Source organism: Erysipelothrix larvae (assembly GCF_001545095.1).
GTDB lineage: Bacteria > Bacillota_I > Bacilli_A > Erysipelotrichales > Erysipelotrichaceae > Erysipelothrix > Erysipelothrix larvae.
This window is the reverse complement of record NZ_CP013213.1, coordinates 307,774-330,156: the sequence shown is the minus strand read 5'-3', so window position 1 is coordinate 330,156 and position 22,383 is coordinate 307,774. Positions and strand designations below refer to the sequence as shown.

The window sequence follows — 22,383 nt, the reverse complement described above, 5'->3', positions numbered from 1 at the left end:
CTTTTATTCCTTGTATACTTTACCACAAAATTGGATGTAAACCAAATAAGATGTGAAAATAAAAACGAGTCAGACCAATTGATTTGACATAAGTCAATTGATTTGCCTCGTTTTTTACTTTTTAGTTTCGGTTGGTTTGTTCCATCATGATTTTGAATTTCAACAAGCGTTTATTAAATTCATCATCAAAATCCACGACTTTCCATTCCCAGTTAGGACTGCCAACGGTTCCTGGTGCATTCATACGTGCTGCATTACCCAAGCGCAAAATATCTTGCATCGGTAAGATCGCATAGTCCGCATTCAATGAAAGGGTATAATGACATACACGGTCAATAAAGTTGAAATCCTTGATGCCACATTTGCCGATATCACGGCGTACTTCCATTCTACGTTTCCACGTATTATCTTGAACCCAGCCACCAATTGGTTGATTATCATGAGTTCCAGTATAAATCAGAAGATTTTGCGGCATTGTTTTATCCCGTTCAATTTCTTCTTTTTTAATTGAATATTGAATGATTTGCATGCCTTTAAGTTTGTAATCATCCCGTAATTCAAGCACTTCCGGTCTTAAATCGCCTAAATCTTCCACAACAATCTTTAAATCTGGGATTTGGGCATACATTGAATCAAAGAATTGATTGCGTGGCCCAATACGCCACTCACCATCTTTAGCGGTGGTTGACTTGCCATCCACAACCCAATACGTATCAAAAGCCCTAAAGTGGTCAATACGAATGATATCAAACATGGTCTGGTTCCATGACAAACGATCAACCCAATAGCGGTAGTTATCCTTTGCCATCCGTTCCCATGCATAAATCGGATTGCCCCACAACTGACCTTCATCACTGAAGTAATCAGGTGGAACACCTGCAACCAATGTTGATGTCCCATCTTCATCCAAGAAGAAAAGATCACGGTTAAAGTATACATCTGCTGAGTCATGACCTAGGTAGATTGGAATATCTCCCATAATCAAAACATCTTTTGCGTTGGCATACGCTTTTAATTCAAGCCATTGTTCCATAAAAATATATTGGAGGAACTTATGGTAATTCACAATGTCTTCATCTGGTATGAGTCGGGTCCACTGTGTCCAAGATACAAAACCATTGATCGTACGCAGTGACATAAACACAGCATAATCATGAAGCCATGCCGTCTCTTTCACAAACTTCTCATAGTTTTCATCCGGTACAAAGTGTGCATACGCTTCTTTTAGAAAGACATCTTTCTTAATTCGAACCGCATCATAGTCAACATGCCCTGTCTTTACATCAAAGCTTGGCACACTTAATCCAAGCGCTTGATACAGTTTCTCCACAGAGATATATATTTCATCCCCGGCAAATGCAGAATAGGATTGATAGGGCGAATTCCCATACCCTAATGGGTTTAATGGGAGAATTTGCCACAATGATGCATGTGTACTTGACAACTTGTCAATCCATTCATAAGCATGTTTCCCTAAATCACCGATCCCAAAGGATCCTGGAAGACTCGATACCGCAAGCAGTATTCCGCCTCGTCGATTATTCATGGTTCACCTTCCATATTTCGTCTGCATATTGCGCAATCGTACGATCACTTGAGAAGTATCCCGCATTGGAAATATTCACAATCATCATCTTCGCCCAGTGAAGACGATCCTCATATGCATCAAGCATTCTATTTTTTGTTTCAACATAATCATCAAAATCCAAGAGTGTCATAAACCAGTCTTTACTGATTAGTTCATGGTGAAGGCGTGACAAGTTTTCGTGTGTTCCTTCTTTCAACATTTCTTCACTTACCAAGGTATCAATTGCACGTTTAATGTTGTCATTGGTTTCATAGTAATGACGTGCATTGTATCCAGAAGTTGCGTATAGGTCAATGACTGTATCACTGTGTTTTCCAAAGATAAACACATTTTCAGGTCCTACAAGATCAGCAATCTCTACGTTTGCACCATCGAGTGTTCCTAAGGTTAAGGCCCCATTCAGCATCAACTTCATATTCCCTGTACCACTTGCTTCTTTACTTGCAAGTGAAATTTGTTCTGAAATATCACCCGCAGGAATCAAATGTTCTGCTTTGGATACATTGTAGTTTTCCACAAATACAATTTGAAGATACTGCGATACCACAGGATCTTTTTCAATGATTGAAGAGAGTGTAAGCAATGCGTGAATGATATCCTTCGCAATGGTATAAGCAGGTGCTGCTTTTGAACCAAAGAAGAAGGTTACCGGACGTTTTGGAAGATGCCCTTCACGAATCTCATGCATCATATGAATAATGTAAAGTAAGTTTAATTGTTGACGTTTGTACTCATGAAGCCGTTTGATTTGAATATCAAACACAGATGTAGGATTTACATCAATCCCTTCTGTTTTCTTAATGTAGGATACAAGATCGTCTTTACGTTCTTGTTTGATGCGCAGTACATCTTCTTGGACTCTCGCATCATCTTTAAATGCTTCAAATGCACGAAGTTGGGTTGCTTCACTTAAGAATCCATCGCCAATTTTGTCAATGAGATATTGAGTTAGTTCAGGATTACTGAATTGCAACCAACGACGGAATGTAATCCCATTTGTTTTGTTGTTGAAGCGATCTGGATATAGATCTGCAAATGCCTTCAACTCAGAATTCACTAAAATATCAGTATGTAGGGATGCAACACCATTGGTACTGTAGCTGAAGTGAATGGATAAAGAAGCCATATGAACACGTTTGTCTTTATCTAAAATCGCAACCGCTGGGTCTTTTGATACCGCATCAACTTTCTTTTGTAATTTCTTAATAATCACCACTAATTCATGATCCATAGCTTCAAAATAGCTCAACGGCCATTTTTCGAGTGCTTCCGCAAGAATTGTGTGGTTTGTATATGCAAACATTTTTTGAACATCACTGCATGCTTCATCAAATGATTTGCCATGTTTCATCAAGCGTTGGATTACCAATAAAATTGACATCGCAGGGTGCGTATCGTTGATTTGTACAACGACGGATTGATAGAGATGGTCAATATCATCGTGATGCTTATCAAAGATATAGCTCACATTACTCATTGTCATGAAGTATTGTTGCGCAAAACGAAGACGCAATCCTTGTTCTGTTGAGTCATCTGGATATAAGAATAAGGTTAGGTTTGAATCCACTTTACTTTGATCAAAATCAATGCCTTGTGTTACCAGTGTCTCATCAATTGAATCAAGATCAAAAAGACGCAGTGTGGTTTTTTTCCCACGATATCCTAAGACATCAATTTCATGCATTCTTGATGTGACATTCACATCACTGAGTTTAAAAGAATACACGGTATCTGTTTTACGTAACCATGATGGTTTATCAAGCCATACATCCTTTGTTTCAACTTGCATGTGATTTTCAAACACTTGTTTAAAAAGTCCAAAGTGATACACAAGTCCCAATCCTTCACCATTAATGCCCAAGGTTGCGATTGAATCTAAGAAACACGCTGCAAGACGTCCCAGTCCACCATTTCCTAAGGATGGTTCTGGATCATAGCCTTCTACTTCAGAAATATCACGACCATGTTCTTTCAAGGTTTGTGCGATTTCATGATAAATACCAAGGTTCATCATGTTATTTGATAAGAGTTTCCCAATTAAGAATTCCGCAGACATATAGTAAACCGTACGATCACCGTGAACATGTTCCATATTCTCAATGCGTTTTTGTGTTACCGATAAGACTGCTTGATATAAAGCATCCAATGATGCTTCTTCGATGTTATTGTTTGTTATTGCCAAAAGTTCCTCGCGAATCATAAATTCCTCCTCTTTAAAGTATGACATCGTCGTAGTTAATACGATCAATTTTATAAACAATGTGTTTTATACGTCCCTCTTCCCCCAAAAACAGACGATGTGCTTCATCCACAGCAGACTCAGAGATTTCGAAGAAATCTTGACATACTGTTAGGATGCGATAATTCATATAACCCAGTAGTTTGATGCCATCATAACCACAGACAGGTCTAAATATATCTTTCTCTTTGAGTGCTTTAATTGCGCCAATGGCCATCAAATCCGAAGCACAGACTACAATATTGGCTTTCTCACCGTATTTCATGCATAAATCATGGGCTTTGCGTTCACTAAAGTCCGCAAATTGAACATTGATGTCAACGCCACATTCTTGTCCTGCTTTCAATACACCTTTAAGTCTCAGTTCTGTAACAAATCCATCTTGACGTCCTCCCAAATACAGGATTTGACGTAAGTGATTGCCATCAAAGCCATCAATCATCTGTTTTGTAATATCATATTGTGCCAACAAATGATCTACCATAACCGATGTTGTTCGCTTTGTTACAATCGGTGCATCGACAACGACACTTAGGAAATGATCTTCTTCAATCATTTCTTTAAAATGCGGTTGTTCCTTATGGAGTCCATAAACGATTAATGCTTGGACTTGTAAAGACTTGAAGAACTGAATTAACTCTTTTTTATTTTTATCCTCAAACATTGTCGAGAATATCGTAACGAGTTCATACTTATACTCCTTGGAGCGATTAAACGCCCCAAAGAGATATTGCATGTTGATTTCATCGATTGCTTGTCGTTTATTATTGATAAACACAACGATCGCAATCCGTTTGTTTTGTTTCGATGATAAAGCACTGGCAACAGTATTGGGTACATAGTCAAGCGCGTCGACTGCATCCATTACTTTTTTCCGCGTCGTATCACTGACATAAGCATAGTTATTGAGTACTTTCGAGACCGTTGATACCCCAACCCCTGCTTTTTTTGCGACATCATTAATTGTTGCCATACTTCCACCTCACTTGTTTTATTGTGTTATGGTTACAACCACACTTGACCATCCGCCCAGAGTCAACTCATTTTGAGAATGCGATTGTGTTCCATCCACTAATGTTACCTTTTCTATTCCATTTATTTTAACAGTTTGTGAATCATCTGAGAAGTTGTGAATCACAATAATTTCATCCATTTGTGTCGCATAGATCGATTCTTCACCCAAATCGACCACTTTAACACTTGCTCGTGAAATTTGTGGATACATATTTCGCACACATACAACCCGTTGGTAATGCATCAACAACGACGTTTTATCTTCAAGTTGTTCTTTTACCCCTTTTTCAAGCGTATTGGTTTGGGTTGCATTGGGTGGGGGATTTGGAATAAAGGCATCATCGCTGGTACTCCATACCATCGGTAAGCGTTTGTTTTCATCAATCCCACTTCCCTTCATCCCAATTTCTTCTCCATAATAAATGAAGACATTTCCTGGCATTAAAAGGTAAGTACTTGCTGCCATGCGTTGATAGTTTTCATTCACACTTAAATAACCCGCACTGCGGTTATTGTCATGATTGGATAGAAAGACTGCATCCAAGGCACCTTCATTGAACGATTGAATCGTATCCGTGTGATTTACCACAAGATTAGCAAGTGCGTTTCCTTGGCCTCTTTGAATTGATTTCACGATATCACCACTTTGTTGACTGAAATCAAAGTTGAAGAAACTATCCACACCACTTGCAAACATACGATTCACAATACTTCCAGAAGTCCATGCCTCACCCACAAGATAAGCATCGCTTCGTTCTTGTTTAACTATATCATTAAACCAGGTTAAGAATTCAACATTCTTTTCAAGATTTTCCGCAAAGAAATGGGTTGTTGCATCAAGACGGAAGCCTTTTATGCCTTTATCCATCCAAAATCCAACAATATCTTGAATTTCAGACCGAACCGTTTCATTCGCAAGATTTAAGTCAGGCATTCCTTCCCAAAACACTGCTTCAAAATACAAATCATTGCCAGCTCGGGCGAACCCTGTTTGTGGCGTTGTTGAGAAATTATAGAAATCACACTCTGGTGTTTGATCACAGGTGCCATTCAGCTGTGCTGAAACAGCTTTTAAAAACCAAGGATGACGTGATGAGGTATGGTTAAGTACGAGATCAAGAATCAAGTCCATCCCCCGTTCATTCATTTCATCTACCAAGGCATCAAAGTCTTCCATTGTTCCAAAATCTTCATCAACACCATAATAATCGACAACATCATATTTATGATAAGTTGGGGATGGATGGATTGGTGTGAGCCAAATAGCATTTGCACCCAAATCATATTGGATGTAATCTAACTTCTCACGAATACCGTTTAAATCCCCAATACCATCGCCATCACTATCACTAAATGATCCTACAAAGATTTGATAGTAGGTGCTGTTGATTTCGGGTTTAACATACTCCAGTTCATCAGAACTTGAAGCACACCCCGTCAACAATAAGATACTGAGAATAAGAGAAAGTAGTCGTTTCACCCTTTAACAGATCCTCCAGTAACTCCCGAAACATAGTATTTCTGCATGAAGATAAAGAGAATTGTAATTGGAATCGCAACCACAACCGCACCGGCACAGAATTGTGTAAAGTAAGTCCCAATATTTTCACGTTTCAACATTTCATACAAACCAATCGCCATGGTGAAGTTATTATAACTATCACGCATAATGATTGAAGCAAACACGAAGTCTACCCATGGTGCCATAAAGGATGTAAGAATGGTATAAATAACGATTGGTTTTGACATTGGAAGGGTAATCTTCCAGAAAATTTGACTTTTTGTTGCGCCATCAATCATCGCTGATTCATCAATTGCCTTTGGAATCGTATCAAAGAACCCTTTGGAGATGTAATACCCCATTGCAGCGCCCCCTGAATACACAAGGATTAATGCCCAAAGTGTTTGTGTTAGTCCAAACATTTTCAAGATATGATAAATCGCAATCATCGACATAAAGCCTGGAAACATCCCGATTACAAGAATAATCTTCATGTATTTCTCACGCATACTAAATCGTAAACGAGAGAATGCATAGCTGGTCATCAACACAAGCATTGTGGAAATAACACAGGAGATGACTGCCACAAATAATGTGTTTCCAAACCAACGCGGAAAGTTAAACAAGCGAGTATCTGTAAATAAGTTAATGTAATTATCAAAGGTAAATTGTCTTGGAATAATGTTATTGGTAGGTCCAGTTGATTCGCCTCTAAAGGATTGTAGAACAAGCCATACAATCGGCAACAACCACACCGTACATAGTACCGTAAGGAATGAATGTCCAGTAATTGATGTGAGTCTTTGTTTGAATTTTATACTTTTCATTATTGGAATGTACTCTCCCTTCCGTCTTCAAGTGTTCTTCTAAATACTACAAGTGATAACGTAGCCATAATCATAAAGATTATGATCCCAATTGCAGATGCAAGTGCATAGTTCTTTTCAGTAAGTGCAAGTTTATAAAGCCATGTTACAAGTAAGTCCGTACGTCCCGCTTTATAATAACTCAAGGTTAGCGGTCCACCACCGGTGAGAAGGAAGATTACGTTGAAGTTATTGATATTTCCTACAAACTGAGTAATCAGATACGGTGTTGTGACATTTAACATATATGGCAAGGTAATTTTTCTGAATTGTACCCAAGCGGATGCACCATCAATGCGTGCACTTTCATACATATCTTGCGGTACGTTCATCAAGATTCCCGATGTAATCAACATTGTATATGGAATCCCTACCCATACGTTCACAACAATTACCGTAATACGGGCAATGTTAGGATCCGTTAAGAACTTGATCGGTTGGAATTCACTGATCCAACCCCACGATGCAAGCAATCCATTCAATGCACCATTATCGGATAAGAGTTGGGACATCAACATTAAACTTACAAATTGTGGTACCGCAATGGTAACAACCAACAGCGTACGCCATAGTTTTTTGAGTTTAATTTGTTTGTGATTGATTAACATCGCCACAAGCATTCCCAAGACATAGTTTAAGAATGTTGCAAAGAATGCCCAAATGAGTGTCCACAGTAACAACGAATAGAATGTTCCTGAGATAATTCCATTGCTTGCAACTAAGTCTCTAAAGTTATTGAGCCCAACCCATGTAAACAAGTTTCCTGGAGGTTGGTGGTTAATATCGTAATTGGTAAAAGCGATAAAGATCATAAAGATCAGTGGTAGTATCGTAAAGATTGTAACAAGTACTGTTGGTAATGAAAGTACTGTGATATGAAACTTCCCATCCATTAAATCATGACAATCTTGTTTGAATGATATGAGTGGTTGTTTGGACTCACATAACTGCTGATTCTCAACGGCGTTTTTTACACTTAAGCGATAGACACCCACAAATGCAATGAATAGAAGTACAGCCATAACTCCAAAGAGAAGAAACAACATTGAGTTATCCCCTTGAGTATAGACATAGATACCCCGTGCTTCATCAAAGACTTGCCCTTGTTCTACCGTACCTAAGGTACGAAGACCCGCAATTTGCGATAAACCTGACGTTATCATATATGCGATAAATCCAATTTGAATCAAAAGATATGTAAACCCTCTTACGTATTGTTTTCGCAAGAATGATCCCGCTCCCATCACAACCAGTGACAGTTTCGTTTTTGAATCGCCATCTTTTATTGCAAACTTAAATGGTTCGAAAAATTGTTTAAGTTTCTCCATTATTGACTCCTTTATAAAACACAAAATTGGAGGTGGACAACCACCTCCAACCCATGTTTAGTTATTTTACTTAGTGATTTGAGCAACCATTTCATCCAATAGTTCTTGCATTGGACGTGTGCTTCCGTTTTCAATTTCAGTACCGAATGCTTCAGCAGGACCCCAGAATGTATCAATAACATCCATTTGGCTTGATGAGTAAGGTGCTTGAGCAGCAAGTGCGCTTAATGCAACGTTTGCTTGTACAGCTTCGCTTGCAGCAGCTTTTAAGTTAGAAGGGCCTGTAGCACGTTCTTCAAAACGAATAATTTGGCTTTCTTCATTACTTAAGAATTCAGCAAGTTTCATTGCTTCTTCAGGGAATTCTGTACTTGTTTTCACACCGTACAATTTATATCCACCAAAGCTACCTAATTGAACTTGTTCACCAGCTTTTGTAAATGTTGGAAGTTTAGTAGCAGCATAGCCTTCACCAAATGCGTTCTCAAAGTCATCAGCCATCCATGTTCCAGAAACAGCCGCAATAATTGAACCATCTTCTAATCCTGCAAGTAATGCAGCATCGTCACCAGTAATGTGTGCTTGTGAGTTAGCGAATGTACGAATTGCTTCACCAACTGCAAGACCTGCTTCATTATTCCAGTCAACAATTTGTTTACCATCAGCTAAGCTCAGTTCTCCACCAGCTCCTAAGAAGAATGAAGCAATATACCAACCATTTGATAGGTCGAAGTAGATTCTCTTACCTTCAGCATCAGCACGTGCAACCATTGCATCCAATGATTTTACGTCTTCTTCTGAGAAGATTTCTGAGTTGTAGTACATGAAGTATCCATTATCTGCTGAGAATGGATAAGCAAATAGTTTGTCATCTAACATAGAAGCTTCAACTGAACCTTGTCCATTTGCAGCGATAATTGCATCTTTGTTTAGTGTGATTTGGTAAAGAGCACCTGCATCAACTAATGTACGTAATTGGTCATTAGGGAATGCAAACACGTCAGCAGCTGCATCTAAGTCAGCAAGTACTTGTTCACGTGCGTCTGGTTCACCAACAACACCAAGTTCGATTGTATAGTCTGTATCTGGGTTTGCAGCTTTAAACGCTTCAACACGTTCTTTCAAGAACGCTTGGTCATCTTGTGACCCCCATAATTTTAAAGTTACTGGACCTTTGTCATCACCACTTGATGTAGATCCGCATGCTACTAGTGCAAAAGTAGCCAGTGTAATCGCTAATAAGCGAAAACCTTTCTTAAACATATTATTTCCTCCTACGAAAACTTATGAAATCGTTTTCCTACCACTATTATACAAAAATTATGCTACGTGTCAACACTTATGTATGCGATTTCAGAAAACGTTTCCCACAAAATGTTGGAAACCTACTTTTTAAGCACTTTTCTGGATATAAATTTTTTTTGTATTTTTTTAAGATTTTGCAATGATTGTTTTTGTTATAAGAATATTCGGATCAAATCTATCTTTACAAACTTGACTGTTTGTTTGATGATTTGCTTCAATGATTCATATAAGGCGAAAGCCAATGGGGATAGCTCTTATGATAAAATCAATCAATACACTTTTAAACCTTTTACTGATTGCGACACTTCTTGGCGTCGTATTTGTCGCTTATTATTTGAACTTTTCAATTGCATTGGACGCCTTAGATTGGAATTGGAGTGCTGAAGAATACCTGAATGCCAGTGCACCCTTTAGATATTATATTTTCCTTTCACCTTATTTGGTTTCAGGGTTATTTATTGGAAAAAAATTCAACAATCGTTAATCAAAAGTTACAGTAAAAGAGGTGCTCCCACATTTGTGATCGCACCTCTTTTTGAAACCATATCCTTTAGATTTTTAATTAACTAAACCCACGCTTTATGATTAAGCATTGATTTCATACCCAATCGTTTTATCCACAATGTTTATGTTCCATGTTGTATTACCATACACGTAGATTAAGGTAGTGTCGTTCATACGGGCATGGTATCCTTCAGTTACCTGATACATATCATTGCGTACTTGAATCCATTTCTGAACCGTTTCATTCATCGATTGATACGCATCCAGTGTTTTCCATCGAATCATATTAATGTCATCGGGTGATTGATACGAATTATGATCCCCTTGTTTATCTCTAAAGAAGCTTTGACCAATTTGTAAGAATGCAACCCCTTGTGACATTAAAATAATTCCAATCATAAACAATGCTTTTTCCCATGACTCACCATTCATCTTCACACGATCTGCGACCGTTAAGTTATCATGACATTCGACATAGTTTACACTTTGTTTGGTATGTGTAAAGACGGTTGGTCTATACCCTGGATCTGCGCTCCCAAAGATTGCGGATACGATTGAATCAACAGGGATTCCACGATGACCAGCAAACCCTAAGTCTTCTCCATCCAAAGAACCACCAATGGTATTTCTAAAGACATCATTGAAAAACCCAACATCAGGGAGTTTGTATTGATTTTCAATGGTTGCGCACAGTCCATCATCAAGAACTGTTGGCATTTTCCACCCTTCACCGTATACCATAATCTCTGGCATACGCACTTGGATTTGACGCATCGTTTCAATATCTGTAAGCCCCATTAAATCAAATCTAAAGCCATCAACTTTAAAGGTGTCCACATAATAGGCACAGGTATCAACAATCAGTTTGCGACACATTACTTTCTCTGATGCGAGCTCATTTCCACAAAATGACCCGTCACTCAGTTTCATATCCTCACGATATCTAAAGTAATAATAAGGGACAAGAATATTTAGGGGATGGTATTGTTGTTTATACACATGATTAAACACCACATCCATATTCACACCCACACCTGCTTTATGATACCCATCAACTACTTTCGCAAAATCACGAATGATTTGATGTGCATCTTTGACATTGCTGCTGTAACTTCCTTCAAGTGCCATATATTGCATGGGATCATAACCCCAGTTGTATTTACGAAGCGGGTTCAATTCATCCACCGTTTCAAAATCATTGATCGGCATGAGTTGAATGTGACTCACCCCTAAATCAAGAATGTGTTTCATGCCATAATTCCCATGACTTTCTAAAAGGCCTAAGAAATTACCACGATTTATAAAAGGAACTTCAGGGTCCATTGAGAAATCACGCACATGGACTTCAAGCAAAGTTTGCGGTCCTTTTGGTTTAAAGTCTTCGATTTCAAGGTCAAGTTTAGTGAAATCCACAACCACAGACCCACCCCGATTTGGCATGGACGCTTTAGCATAAGGATCGGTTGTTGTTAAGCGTTCACCATGTGCCACCACTGCGTAGGCATATAAAGCGCCATGCAAATTTTGATCAAATTGCGCCGTATAGATCCCTTTAATATTTCGGGTCATTGGATAGGTATTGCCATCGAGTTTTAATTGAACATCTTCAGAAGTTGGAGACCATACAGCAAAATAGGTTTTTTCATCTTCTACCCACGATCCAAGACGAGCATCTTCGACACCAAAGGTGTCTTCAAACCACTGTGTCTTCACAATCATCCGTGGAATTACATGAACATACACATCGCCAATCACAAGTTCAATTGGCGTTCCAATCGGTAATTCAGGACAACTTAGTTCATAAACCCATTGTCCTTCATGACCATTTACACTCAACACTTCCAACGTATTAATGCCATACAACACCTTATCAACTAAAGGCGTATCACTGAGCAGGTGTAAAATATGAACATCATCATAATAAGCAATCATCATCGTTATCGTTCCTCACTCACATAGACGGAGATGCTTTTCTCCATTACTGAGAACACAGCGGTCCCGTCACTATCTACTTCTACCACTAAATCTGGGTTTAGTGCATCTACAAACGTCTTCCCTGCGTTTCGTTTCCCAACAAACATCCGCTTTTGCGCTTGGTTTGCGTTATTTATCACCACAACACAACCATCCCCTTCATCGTTTCCTGTATAGACCCATCCTATCTGATGTGCATCATCCAGAAAATCAAAACGGGTACCGTAGAGGTTTGTTTGGCGTAATTTCATTAACAGTTCCAAACATTCGACTTTCTCCATGCCATTCTCAGGATCTCCATACAAATCACCATAAAATACACAGGGTGTCCCCGCATCTCTTAATAGAGTCAATGCATACGCATGCGGTTTAAACCAATGTTCCACAAAGGATTCAAGAGATTGCCCAGGTTGTGTATCATGGTTATCAACAAAGGTTATTGAATAATGGGGGTTATTACTTACAAGTGTACCATTAAATATCGTCCGTAAATCATAGTTTTCTTTCTCTATCGAGGCATTTTGTAGTGCATGGTGCAGTGGGACATCAAATAAACTCATTGAAAAGTCCACATCCATTAAGTAATTATGAAGCGCTTTTAAATCACCACTCCAATATTCACCCACTGCTACAAGTGTATTGTCTTCACCCCGTAATGCACGCAGTGCTTCTTTAAAGAATGGGAATTGAATGTGTTTTACCGCATCCAATCTTACACCATCAAATTTCACGAGATCTTTATACCAGCGAATCCAACGCAACAACTCATCACGCACTTCTTGATTGCTGAAGTCAACATCCGCACCCATTAGGTAATCATAGTTAACGTACTCAGCATCCACTTTTGTCGCCCATTCTTTACCATCAAACAAGAAAACACCTTGTTCATGATCACGTGCATCATAATCAATTCCCGTAAAATGCGTATGATTCCACTTAAAGTCAGAATACACATCCCCACGCCCTTCAAAATTATATTGCGTCCACGCTTCAATCGTTTTCTCTTCAATTTCTTCCATTCGATTTTCACTATTTACGAGCTTGGCTGGAACTTCTTCAGTACCATCCGCCCCAATCCGGTGATTCAGAACGACATCGACCATCACATCAATTCCCTCGTCCTTTAGTGCTTGGATTGCTTCGAGGTATTCTTGCTTTGTACCATACTTCGTACGCTCAGACCCCTTTTGATCAAACTCCCCTAAATCGTAGAGGTCATAAACCCCATACCCTGTATCATTTGATCCTGCTGCCCCTTTATAAGCTGGGGGAAGCCATATCATTGTTAGTCCAAGTTCTTTATAGTGTTTTGCTTCTTCTTTAATCTTTACCCATAGGTTATCTTCAGTTTTTACATACCATTGAAATGCCTGGAATAATGTTTTTCGGTTCATAAACCGTTACCTCCATAATTTCTAGCCTCAATTATAACACAAACAAATACAACTAAAATTATTGTCACCCTCAAATAAATCGTCATCCAGTATAAAATCACTAATGAACCCCCAGTAAACTTATATAATTTTAATCGATTTTAGGAATTTGTTAAGGGATTGCTCAATTTAACAAGATTCTTTAAAAATTCATGATATCAAACGAGCATCAACAACGGTTGACGTCCACATTATAACAAATCCCCAACCACTATACATCATTACCACGCCTTTGAAAACCTTGACGTCGCAAAAAATACACTTTATTCCCATAAATTTATGTCTGACTCACCTTGCGTCTCCATCTATCTTGTCCATCTTCTCGTGAATTGATGCGCCATACTTATCGCAAAATCGGTGATGGTATAAATCAACACAGGGTACAGCCTGATCATTTATGGGGTATCAACAACCAGCATCCTTTATCAGTGCAATCATCAATGGTCTTAAAAAGAGCTCACCTTATTTGCATTCAATGAAGGATGCAAAGCACTTATGGATAAACCTATTTAAGTAGTGTCTGAAAATAATAAAGAACCACATCATGTGGTTCTTTATTTTAAGTGGACTATGCAAATATGAGCTCTTTTTTGTCTTTGATAGGTTTATAACATATGCTCAGACATACACTCAAACTCATTGTTGACTCAAATATTCACGAGCTTCGGAAATAAAGTAAAGCGATCCTGTAATGATAAACGTGCCACCATTTCTATGGTTTAGTCCATAATCAATGGCTTCATACTTATCTTTAATCACAATGGCATCATGTCCCATCGCCAAATTCTCTGCAGATTCAGCACGACTAAAGTTAAATTCAGTAATGATGAGTGTATCCGCTTGTGCTTCAAGCAAGCTAACCATGGTCTTATATTCTTTATCTTTTAATGCTGTAAATAATATTGTCCACGGTTTTGGAAGCAGTTGAAGACTCTCTATAAGCTTTGTGACACCATTCATATTATGTGCACCATCAAGATAAACAGATTCACGAATCTCTTCAAAACGCCCCGCCCAGTGTGTTAATTCTAACCCTGATTTAATGGTATCGCTCGATATTTGGGGATCATATTGTTTCACAATATACGCAGCTAAGGTTGCATTCTCAACTTGATAAATCGGTTGATTCACCAAACTAATCTCTGTATCAAAGACCTTAAAGGTGACTGATTTTTGATCAACTTTGTAATCTGGTATGTTGATTTGAAGATACGGTGCATGTCTTTGTCTTGCGACTTCCTTAATGACATCTTGCGCACTTTTTTGTTTTTCTGTGGTAAGCATTGGGACCCCTTGTTTAATGATTCCAGCTTTTTCAAAGGCAATCTTTTCAAGTGTATCCCCTAAGATATCCATGTGATCAAAATCAACATGGGTTATGGCACTGACTTTAGGAATGATCACATTCGTTGCATCCAAACGCCCCCCTAAACCCACTTCATAAATACAGACATCAACCTTTTGATCTCTGTAGTAAATAAGGGAAATCAGCATATCGATTTCAAACATACTGAGTCCATGTTTTTCCCACACTGCATGGGTATCATTAATGTACTGAAGCAACACATCATCAGCAATAGGCTCATTATTAATCCGAATGCGATCATTGTGTGCGATTAAATGTGGTGAAGTAAAACTTCCGACACGGTATCCTGCATTTTCAAGGATGCTTCGTGTAAAATCTGTGGTAGAACCTTTTCCATTGGTTCCCCCAATATGAATACATGACAGTGCGTTTTGAGGATTGTTGTATTCAGGCAATGCATTGAGTAGACCATCTATTCCCAGTCTTCGATTCTTGCGCGCTTCTAAGACTTCAAGCGCTTCTTTTAAGGTATCAAACATAATTAGCTCCAATCAATCGGTGTTTTATTCATCTTCTTTAATTCTTGATTAATTCTTGAAAAGGGCTTTGACCCAAAAAAACCACGATAAGCACTTAATGGAGAAGGATGTGGACCACTGATTAGTATATGATGGTCGTCGATATATTTTGCTTTCGATTGCGCTTCCTTACCCCACAATACAAATATCACGGGTTCTTCACGTTTATTCAGTGTGTGAATCACTGCATCACTTAATACTTCCCATCCCTTATTTTGATGGGATAAGGGTTTTCCATGTTCAACACTTAAAAGTGTATTCAACAACAACACCCCTTGTTGAGCCCATGAGGTTAAATCACCACTGAGTCGGGTAATCTTCAAATCATCATACAGTTCCCTGTAGATGTTCGCCAAGCTTTTAGGGAGTGGTACCCCTTCATTAACAGAAAAACTCAACCCCATCGCTTGGTTTGGTCCATGGTATGGATCTTGCCCTAATATCACGACCTTGCATGCATCAAAGGGGGTTACGTTAAAGGCATTGAAGAGTTGTTCCTTGGGTGGGTAAATCGTTTTTGTGGCATAAGCTTCATCAACAAAGTTCATTAAGTCCTTAAACGCTTGCGAATGAAGGACCTCTTCAAGTGCTCTTTCCCATGTAGCATCAATCATCACTTGCCTCCACTGCGTGAGTGTCAATCCATTCAGTAGCACGTTGGACAATGACCTCTTGAACTTCTTGAGCACTTAGTTTTTGATCGTATAAATCTTTGAGGACATCCATGATATCGACTTCTTGAAACACATAACGCGATAATACTGCAGGATTATCATCCAGTGTCATTACCGGAACAGAATCACTGTAACTATAAGCACGAATCTTATTTAAGGTTTCATCATCAACCTGTAAGTTTTGAAATTCATGACGCATCATCACAAAGGTTTTACTTGAAGCACTTGAATAAACACTTGCGGCAGCAGGCGCTCTTAAGATTCTTAAGACCTCTGCAGTTGCGGAAGGATATTCAACATCGTTCGACATCACATAGCCATCCACTTCAGCCATCGGTGAAAGACGGGTCCCTTTAAAACTTGGGAACGGTGCATACACATATTCATCCCCAGTTAATGCACTGTGCTCATCCAATTGCATCCAGTCAATTGCGATTGTAAAGAGGGTTTCTCTATTATACAGCGCTTCTTCATAACGCCATGCTAAAGATTCAGCACTCGAAACTGTACCATCTTCTTGCGTTGGCACAATCGGTGCATCACGCAATGCTTCAATCAGAGCTAATCCATCCAGAAATTCACTGGAACCAAATCCAGGATCTGAACCACGGTTTGTGAAGTTAAGCAGCCAACGTCCTCCTGTTAAGAAGGGGTAAAAGGATTCTTGGTCCACAAAGGTCAGCGGGAATACAGTATCCATTTGTTCAAGAAGTTGTGGTGCGAATTCAATAATATCTTCCCAGGATTCAAAGATATCGGGTAAACCCGACAAATCTTCATCGGTTAGGTCATAGCCTAATTCTTCAGCAAAGGTTTTGTTATATACAAAAAGCCACCCCTTTGTGCTATTAGGTACAAATACAATTCCCGATGCATTGCTGGCATCTTGCAGCTGGGTTGGAACATTGGCAAGAATGGTATCTCCCACAGCACTTCCCATATCAAACACCTTATCCATAATAAAAGCAGCACTGGTTTGCCCCGTTACATTTAGATCAAAAGGTAAGCCCTCAGCGGCTAATTCATCTAAAGTTAAACTTTCTCTAACCGTGATTTCAAGTGCCCCTTCATATTCAGGGTGTAGGGTAATCCATGTCTCTTCTAGGTATTGCTTCAAAGAATCAGATTCAACCTGAACACTGACCTTTGCATCTTCTTCAAGGTAAAACACTTTATTATTCTCATCATAACAAATCTGTGTTCCATCCAATACACATCGTGCGTTCCAAATAATAATTCCTGTGATTACCCCTGAGATAAGGATAACACCAACCAATATCATAATCATGTTTTTTTGTTGTTTACTCATAAGTTATTGTCCAATCTTCACGTCATTATAATCATATCAAAATTGAAACATTTTATGTAGTGTTAACACTTGAAACATGTATGATTTTCGTGTGAACTTGTGTTAGATTATTTCAAGAATGAAAAAAATGTCTTTGAAACGACATAAAAAGAGTTGCAACAAAAGTATATGAAATTCTACACTATTTCGTTACAACCCTATTTATTCTAAGACTAATTTGTTAAGGATATTAAACTATACCCTATGAAAAACTTAAGTGTGGTATTTCCGTGATTTTTTTATGACTCGTTTATCGCGATTAATAAACCATTTCTTTGTACCCGTTGTTTCTTAGCTTCAATTCACTCATGATGAGACTGTTAATTTCATCATGGTTTCAGTTGATAAATGGCATCTAAGACACTTTGATAAGCGAATCCATCAAACTGATCAAAGTATATTCCGCCTGAGTGAATTGTTTGCTGCGCATCGATCTGCGCACTCCAAGCATCATTACCTTCATAGCCCTTATAGAGATTCACAAACAGGATGACATCATCCCCTTCTTGAAGGATTGTCGATGTATCATAGTATTGAACGACGATGACATCATCAAAAACATGGTTCGTAAACGAATCTTTGATTTCGATGGTCACAAAGGTTCTACTTGCATTTGAAGCTTCTGGCAGTTCAATGTGTAAAACAGTGCCTTGAATCAGTTCAAACATTTCAAATGCTTGACCAAACGCACTTGTCTTTAACATAAAGGTGGCGTCGTTGAGGCGTTTGTTCAGATCTTCAATCAAGGTTGTATACGGTTTACCATCATATTTATTAAGTCCTTCAAATGCAGTATGTGAGTTTAAATTTCCCATATCATCAATTTCAAATAAGACAAAAGTGGTGTAGGATAAAGTCCACCCGCTCTCTCCCATATAGAGTGGAAGGACATACACCCCACCGACCCTTAAATCCGTTTTAGGGTATGTTTCATAATACATAGTGCTACTTGATAACCCAACATCAAAGGCCTTAATTTGACCCTTCAAATCTCCCTTTACGGACTGAAGGATTTCAAGTGTGACCGGTGTTATGATGCTGAATTCTGTTTCATTTGGTTCACGAAGTTCAACCACTCTTGCGATTACAATTGCTTCTATTTCATGTCTAAACCAATCGTCAATTGTTTCAATCACATAGGCTAGGGAGTCTTCAGTTTTCGAATTACTATCATTTAATCGATCACTGACAAGTAAGGATGTATCAATCGGTAATCCTGTGATGGTCTGTGTTTCAACGCCGCCATCAATCGGCCGATTTCCTGGTATTATTTGTTGGTAAATCAGCACCATTGCGACCACCACCATCATACTGACACTCAACCTCAACCCGCTTCTTCTGAAGGTCATCCTTTGTTCTTTTGCCCGTTTGCTTACCTTATCCACAAGTTCTTCACTGGGATTAAATGCTTCCTTAATGGTTTTAATATCGCTCTTCTTCATCATTTGATTCCTCCAAGATGGCTTTTAGGGATGCGCGTCCACGTTTCATCTGCATACGTACCGTTGATTCCTTTCGTCCTAATAGCGACGCAATTTCTTTTGTTTTATAATCCTCGAAATAGTAAAGATATATAACCGTTCGTACGGTTTCATCCAGTGAGAAAAGTGCATCAATCACTTCTTGATGTGTTTCATGTTTGATTGGAGCACTGATATGTTCCTCATCCAAAGTTTCATAAGACCTTTTATTTTTGATATAGTTCTGGCAACATATCATCGTTGTCTTAATGAGCCATCCTTTGCGATGCCCTTCGTTGAGAAAAACGCGGGGTCGCTTAAAATATGCCATGAATACTTCTTGAAAAATATCATCCGCATCAGTGGCACCCTTTACACGAACCAGTGCAATTCCATATACTACGCTCTTATACATTTCCACAACTTCTCGATCTTTATCGAATGGCACACGCCTCATCCTCACTCACGTTTTAAACATATCTTCATTATACAGTATGAACCAAACAACGCCTTGCAAGAATCGTTCATTTCGCATGGCGCTGTTGATCACACACAGCGCTGTTCACTAATAAATGGAAGAAATCGGTCAAAATGTCACAAATATTGGGGAATATTTTTTATAGGGTCGTAATTAAAAAAAGGGTGATTGTCACTCACCCTCATCATGATTCGTTTTCTAAGATATAAACCGCCGCTTCATTTCGAGTATGATTTGCTGCAGCAATGATCACTTGATCACCACGATACCCTACCGCTAGGTTTGCAGGACCTCCGTGATCAATCACATTCAAGCTGTACTGACCGTTTTCATAGGTAATTGTAAAGAGCTCACAATTTACACGCCGAATGCCACCCACAAAGGCTGGTTTTCCAAATAAATCCGCACATACGAGCGCATGGCCAAAGTCAAGTTCTCCTGGGAAGGTATAAACCGCTTCATACGCACCGTCTTTTGCTTCATAGACTTTGATTGTATTTCCATGGAAGGGTTCGATGGTAATCAACTCATCCACCCCATCTCCATTTAGGTCCATGACCGCAACTTCACTGATCATCGAATCCATAATTTTTTCAACCTTCCAGTCCTTCTTACCATGATTCAGCGTAATAATCCCCTGATCACTGGTAAAATACCCTAAAGGTCCATCCAAGGTTTCTTTTCTAAAATATCCATGATTGCGATAAAACCCAGTTTCAATCATCGAAAGCTTGATGCCCTCACGTGGATCTTCTGGAAGTTCCCCACTGTAAATCGACCCAGGCAGTGACCAATCATCCTTATATTGTTTATCATCTGCAATCGTAGCACACACAACGATGTTTTTTCCCTCAATGGGATAGATATCAAAACGATGCAAATACGGAAGGAACATGACATCATGAATTACCCAACCCGTATCTTTATGATACTTACCCCAAACAAGTTTGGATTGAGATGGCGATACCTTAAGGTAAAAATCCATGACTGCGAGAAACTCATTTTTCTTATTTGGGATTGGAATAATGGACATACATCCACCCCCTTTTTCCCATAATAGTTCGCGGTGCTCAAAGTTCTCTCCACGATACATATATCCTGGATAACCAGCTTCTTCAGACGCAATCAATACAGCCAATTCATCATCTACTTCCATAACCTGGGCTGCATAGGCTCGGTAGAGTTCATCACAGTGAATATGTTTAATCTTCATGCTTTTCTCCTGCTATTTTATCAAGTATTCTTCGTATAAATATGCCATTATCTCTGATTGCATGGCAGAAATCAGGATTTTTTTGAGCCCAAAATTCGCATCCAAATAAGCGAACCCCTTGGTCCCAGAGTGCTTGAATTCCTGCTTCAAAATCCACAATCCCTTCCCCAAACTGCAAGTCGCGATACACGCCTTCTTTCGCTTCTTTAAGGTGTGCTGCGACAATATAACCGCGTCCACATTCGATATCACGGAGTATTGATGTTTGATAGAGATTATTGGAGTTTGTGATATTGCCTAAATCTGGATACACTTTTAAATATGGGTTTTGAAATGTATTACACCATGAAACTGCCTTTTCAATGGTATCCATAAACGGTGTTTCCATGGTTTCAAAAGCACAGATAATCCCTTTCTTTGAAGCATAATCCAAGCATTTTTTTAAGTTTGTTTTAAATCGTTGGATTGTAGCTTCATCAGAGTCTTCATAATAGACGTCATAGCCTGCCATTTGTATGATTGATGCGCCAATAAAGACTGCAAGATCAACAGTACGGTAGAAAATATCGAGTGATCGCTCTACAATTGAGGGATCATTTGATCCCAAAGGATACCGTCGATGACCACTTAAACAAATTGAACGTGTGTTTACTTTCGATTCCACAATCGTATCAAGGATATGTTCTTGTAAGTCTTGGTCATATAAGCGTTCTAGTTTTTCATCCGTTTCATCAATGGATAATTCAAGAAAGTCATACCCAAACTCTCTGACGAGCAAGTACTTCTCAAGCAAAGGCTTATCATTAGGCATTGACTTTTCATACAATGAAATACAATAGTCTCTATTTTTGCCCATAATATGCATCCTTCCCATGTTTTCTTAAATAGTGTTTATCAAGTAAGGTTTGTTCAATTGAATCAAGGGTATGATGTCCAAGGGATAAGGATACAAAATTCATGTTCGCGACTGTTTCCAATATGACCGCATTGTGCACTGCTTCAAAAGCATCTTTTCCCCACACAAATGGACCGTGGTTTCGTACAAGTACTGCAGGAATGCTTGTGTAATCTACAGATTGGAAGGTTTCCACAATGACCTTTCCTGTATTCAATTCATAGTCTTGAATAATTTCAGCATCATTCATTGAACGGGTACAGGGTACAGGCCCATAAAAGGTATCTGCATGGGTTGTCCCTAATGGATTGATGTCTTGTCCCGCTTGTGCAAAGGATGTTGCCCATTTTGAGTGCGTATGTACCACGCCATTTATTTCAGGAAAACACTGATATAAATGAAGGTGCGTTGCAAGATCAGAACTTGGATTGAGCGTTCCTTCAACCACAGTCCCTTCCATATCAACCACCACAATATCGTCCACACTCATGTCATCATATTCAACCCCACTGGGTTTAATTGCAATTACACCTTGATCACGATCAATCTCTGATACATTCCCCCATGTGAATGTCACAAGTCCATACTTTGGTAATTGTAAATTCGCATCCAAGACGCGTTGTTTCAGTTCTTTTGTTCTCATATATTCGTGAATTAACACAGTCCCCTCCTTTATATA

18 protein-coding genes are annotated in these 22,383 nt (G+C 38.9%); 1 reads left to right on the top strand and 17 read right to left on the bottom strand.

Features of this window, described 5'->3' with window-relative positions; all coding sequences use genetic code 11:
* Positions 1-121 precede the first annotated feature (121 nt).
* The 7 genes from malQ to AOC36_RS01560 form a co-directional block, all read right to left on the bottom strand.
* Positions 122-1,546: a 4-alpha-glucanotransferase gene (gene malQ, locus AOC36_RS01590; protein ID WP_067630477.1), complete on the bottom strand. Its 1,425-nt coding sequence runs from the start codon at positions 1,544-1,546 to the stop codon at positions 122-124.
* The gene (gene glgP / locus AOC36_RS01585) at positions 1,539-3,788 is read right to left on the bottom strand and encodes a glycogen/starch/alpha-glucan family phosphorylase (RefSeq protein WP_067630474.1); all 2,250 of its coding nucleotides are present in this window, start codon (positions 3,786-3,788) and stop codon (positions 1,539-1,541) included. Before glgP ends, malQ begins: the two co-directional genes overlap by 8 nt.
* A gap of 13 nt (positions 3,789-3,801) precedes the next feature.
* A complete protein-coding gene (locus tag AOC36_RS01580) occupies positions 3,802-4,800 on the bottom strand; it encodes a LacI family DNA-binding transcriptional regulator (RefSeq protein ID WP_067630471.1) in 999 nt (332 codons plus the stop codon).
* Positions 4,801-4,818: 18 nt separating this feature from the next.
* Complete coding sequence (locus AOC36_RS01575; protein WP_067630468.1) at positions 4,819-6,321, bottom strand: alpha-amylase family glycosyl hydrolase; 1,503 nt, start codon at positions 6,319-6,321, stop codon at positions 4,819-4,821.
* Positions 6,318-7,169: a sugar ABC transporter permease gene (locus tag AOC36_RS01570; protein WP_099091532.1), complete on the bottom strand. Its 852-nt coding sequence runs from the start codon at positions 7,167-7,169 to the stop codon at positions 6,318-6,320. The genes AOC36_RS01575 and AOC36_RS01570 overlap by 4 nt, the downstream gene beginning before the upstream one ends.
* On the bottom strand, positions 7,169-8,536 hold the full coding sequence (locus tag AOC36_RS01565) for a carbohydrate ABC transporter permease (RefSeq protein ID WP_067630465.1): 1,368 nt from the start codon (positions 8,534-8,536) through the stop codon (positions 7,169-7,171). Before AOC36_RS01565 ends, AOC36_RS01570 begins: the two co-directional genes overlap by 1 nt.
* Positions 8,537-8,602: 66 nt before the next feature.
* On the bottom strand, positions 8,603-9,799 hold the full coding sequence (locus AOC36_RS01560; protein WP_067630462.1) for an extracellular solute-binding protein: 1,197 nt from the start codon (positions 9,797-9,799) through the stop codon (positions 8,603-8,605).
* Positions 9,800-10,097: 298 nt separating this feature from the next.
* Here AOC36_RS01560 and AOC36_RS01555 point away from each other — a divergent pair, with 298 nt between their 5' ends.
* Complete coding sequence (locus AOC36_RS01555; protein WP_067630458.1) at positions 10,098-10,325, top strand: hypothetical protein; 228 nt, start codon at positions 10,098-10,100, stop codon at positions 10,323-10,325.
* A 101-nt stretch (positions 10,326-10,426) separates the two neighbouring features.
* Here the strand turns inward: AOC36_RS01555 and AOC36_RS01550 are convergent, their stop codons facing one another.
* The 10 genes from AOC36_RS01550 to AOC36_RS01505 form a co-directional block, all read right to left on the bottom strand.
* Positions 10,427-12,280, bottom strand: a complete 1,854-nt coding sequence (locus AOC36_RS01550) for a hypothetical protein (protein ID WP_067630455.1) — start codon at positions 12,278-12,280, stop codon at positions 10,427-10,429.
* Positions 12,281-12,282: 2 nt separating this feature from the next.
* On the bottom strand, positions 12,283-13,713 hold the full coding sequence (locus tag AOC36_RS01545) for an alpha-amylase (protein ID WP_067630451.1): 1,431 nt from the start codon (positions 13,711-13,713) through the stop codon (positions 12,283-12,285).
* Positions 13,714-14,388: 675 nt separating this feature from the next.
* The gene (locus AOC36_RS01540; RefSeq protein ID WP_067630448.1) at positions 14,389-15,597 is read right to left on the bottom strand and encodes a bifunctional folylpolyglutamate synthase/dihydrofolate synthase; all 1,209 of its coding nucleotides are present in this window, start codon (positions 15,595-15,597) and stop codon (positions 14,389-14,391) included.
* A gap of 2 nt (positions 15,598-15,599) precedes the next feature.
* Positions 15,600-16,250, bottom strand: coding sequence for a uracil-DNA glycosylase (locus AOC36_RS01535; RefSeq protein WP_067630445.1), 651 nt, complete (start codon positions 16,248-16,250; stop codon positions 15,600-15,602).
* Positions 16,243-17,619, bottom strand: a complete 1,377-nt coding sequence (locus tag AOC36_RS01530) for a type 2 periplasmic-binding domain-containing protein (RefSeq protein ID WP_067630442.1) — start codon at positions 17,617-17,619, stop codon at positions 16,243-16,245. The genes AOC36_RS01535 and AOC36_RS01530 overlap by 8 nt, the downstream gene beginning before the upstream one ends.
* A gap of 368 nt (positions 17,620-17,987) precedes the next feature.
* On the bottom strand, positions 17,988-19,103 hold the full coding sequence (locus AOC36_RS01525; protein ID WP_067630439.1) for a hypothetical protein: 1,116 nt from the start codon (positions 19,101-19,103) through the stop codon (positions 17,988-17,990).
* A complete protein-coding gene (locus tag AOC36_RS01520) occupies positions 19,081-19,566 on the bottom strand; it encodes an RNA polymerase sigma factor (RefSeq protein ID WP_067630436.1) in 486 nt (161 codons plus the stop codon). Before AOC36_RS01520 ends, AOC36_RS01525 begins: the two co-directional genes overlap by 23 nt.
* Positions 19,567-19,780: 214 nt before the next feature.
* Positions 19,781-20,809 carry a hypothetical protein gene (locus AOC36_RS01515; RefSeq protein ID WP_067630433.1) on the bottom strand — a complete coding sequence of 343 codons (1,029 nt, stop codon included), beginning with the start codon at positions 20,807-20,809 and terminating at the stop codon, positions 19,781-19,783.
* Positions 20,799-21,665 carry an L-ribulose-5-phosphate 3-epimerase gene (locus AOC36_RS01510; RefSeq protein ID WP_067630430.1) on the bottom strand — a complete coding sequence of 289 codons (867 nt, stop codon included), beginning with the start codon at positions 21,663-21,665 and terminating at the stop codon, positions 20,799-20,801. The genes AOC36_RS01515 and AOC36_RS01510 overlap by 11 nt, the downstream gene beginning before the upstream one ends.
* Positions 21,652-22,365, bottom strand: coding sequence for an L-ribulose-5-phosphate 4-epimerase (locus AOC36_RS01505; protein ID WP_470295750.1), 714 nt, complete (start codon positions 22,363-22,365; stop codon positions 21,652-21,654). The genes AOC36_RS01510 and AOC36_RS01505 overlap by 14 nt, the downstream gene beginning before the upstream one ends.
* Positions 22,366-22,383 lie beyond the last annotated feature (18 nt).

Excerpts from the sequence above, each read along its gene's own strand:
- malQ (WP_067630477.1), bottom strand. The coding sequence starts at position 1,546 with ATGAATAATCGACGAGGCGGAATACTGCTTGCGGTATCGAGTCTTCCA.
- glgP (WP_067630474.1), bottom strand. The coding sequence starts at position 3,788 with ATGATTCGCGAGGAACTTTTGGCAATAACAAACAATAACATCGAAGAA.
- AOC36_RS01580 (WP_067630471.1), bottom strand. The coding sequence starts at position 4,800 with ATGGCAACAATTAATGATGTCGCAAAAAAAGCAGGGGTTGGGGTATCA.
- AOC36_RS01570 (WP_099091532.1), bottom strand. The coding sequence starts at position 7,169 with ATGAAAAGTATAAAATTCAAACAAAGACTCACATCAATTACTGGACAT.
- AOC36_RS01565 (WP_067630465.1), bottom strand. The coding sequence starts at position 8,536 with ATGGAGAAACTTAAACAATTTTTCGAACCATTTAAGTTTGCAATAAAA.
- AOC36_RS01560 (WP_067630462.1), bottom strand. The coding sequence starts at position 9,799 with ATGTTTAAGAAAGGTTTTCGCTTATTAGCGATTACACTGGCTACTTTT.
- AOC36_RS01555 (WP_067630458.1), top strand. The coding sequence starts at position 10,098 with ATGATAAAATCAATCAATACACTTTTAAACCTTTTACTGATTGCGACA.
- AOC36_RS01550 (WP_067630455.1), bottom strand. The coding sequence starts at position 12,280 with ATGATGATTGCTTATTATGATGATGTTCATATTTTACACCTGCTCAGT.
- AOC36_RS01545 (WP_067630451.1), bottom strand. The coding sequence starts at position 13,713 with ATGAACCGAAAAACATTATTCCAGGCATTTCAATGGTATGTAAAAACT.
- AOC36_RS01540 (WP_067630448.1), bottom strand. The coding sequence starts at position 15,597 with ATGTTTGATACCTTAAAAGAAGCGCTTGAAGTCTTAGAAGCGCGCAAG.
- AOC36_RS01535 (WP_067630445.1), bottom strand. The coding sequence starts at position 16,250 with ATGATTGATGCTACATGGGAAAGAGCACTTGAAGAGGTCCTTCATTCG.
- AOC36_RS01530 (WP_067630442.1), bottom strand. The coding sequence starts at position 17,619 with ATGAGTAAACAACAAAAAAACATGATTATGATATTGGTTGGTGTTATC.
- AOC36_RS01525 (WP_067630439.1), bottom strand. The coding sequence starts at position 19,103 with ATGATGAAGAAGAGCGATATTAAAACCATTAAGGAAGCATTTAATCCC.
- AOC36_RS01515 (WP_067630433.1), bottom strand. The coding sequence starts at position 20,809 with ATGAAGATTAAACATATTCACTGTGATGAACTCTACCGAGCCTATGCA.
- AOC36_RS01510 (WP_067630430.1), bottom strand. The coding sequence starts at position 21,665 with ATGGGCAAAAATAGAGACTATTGTATTTCATTGTATGAAAAGTCAATG.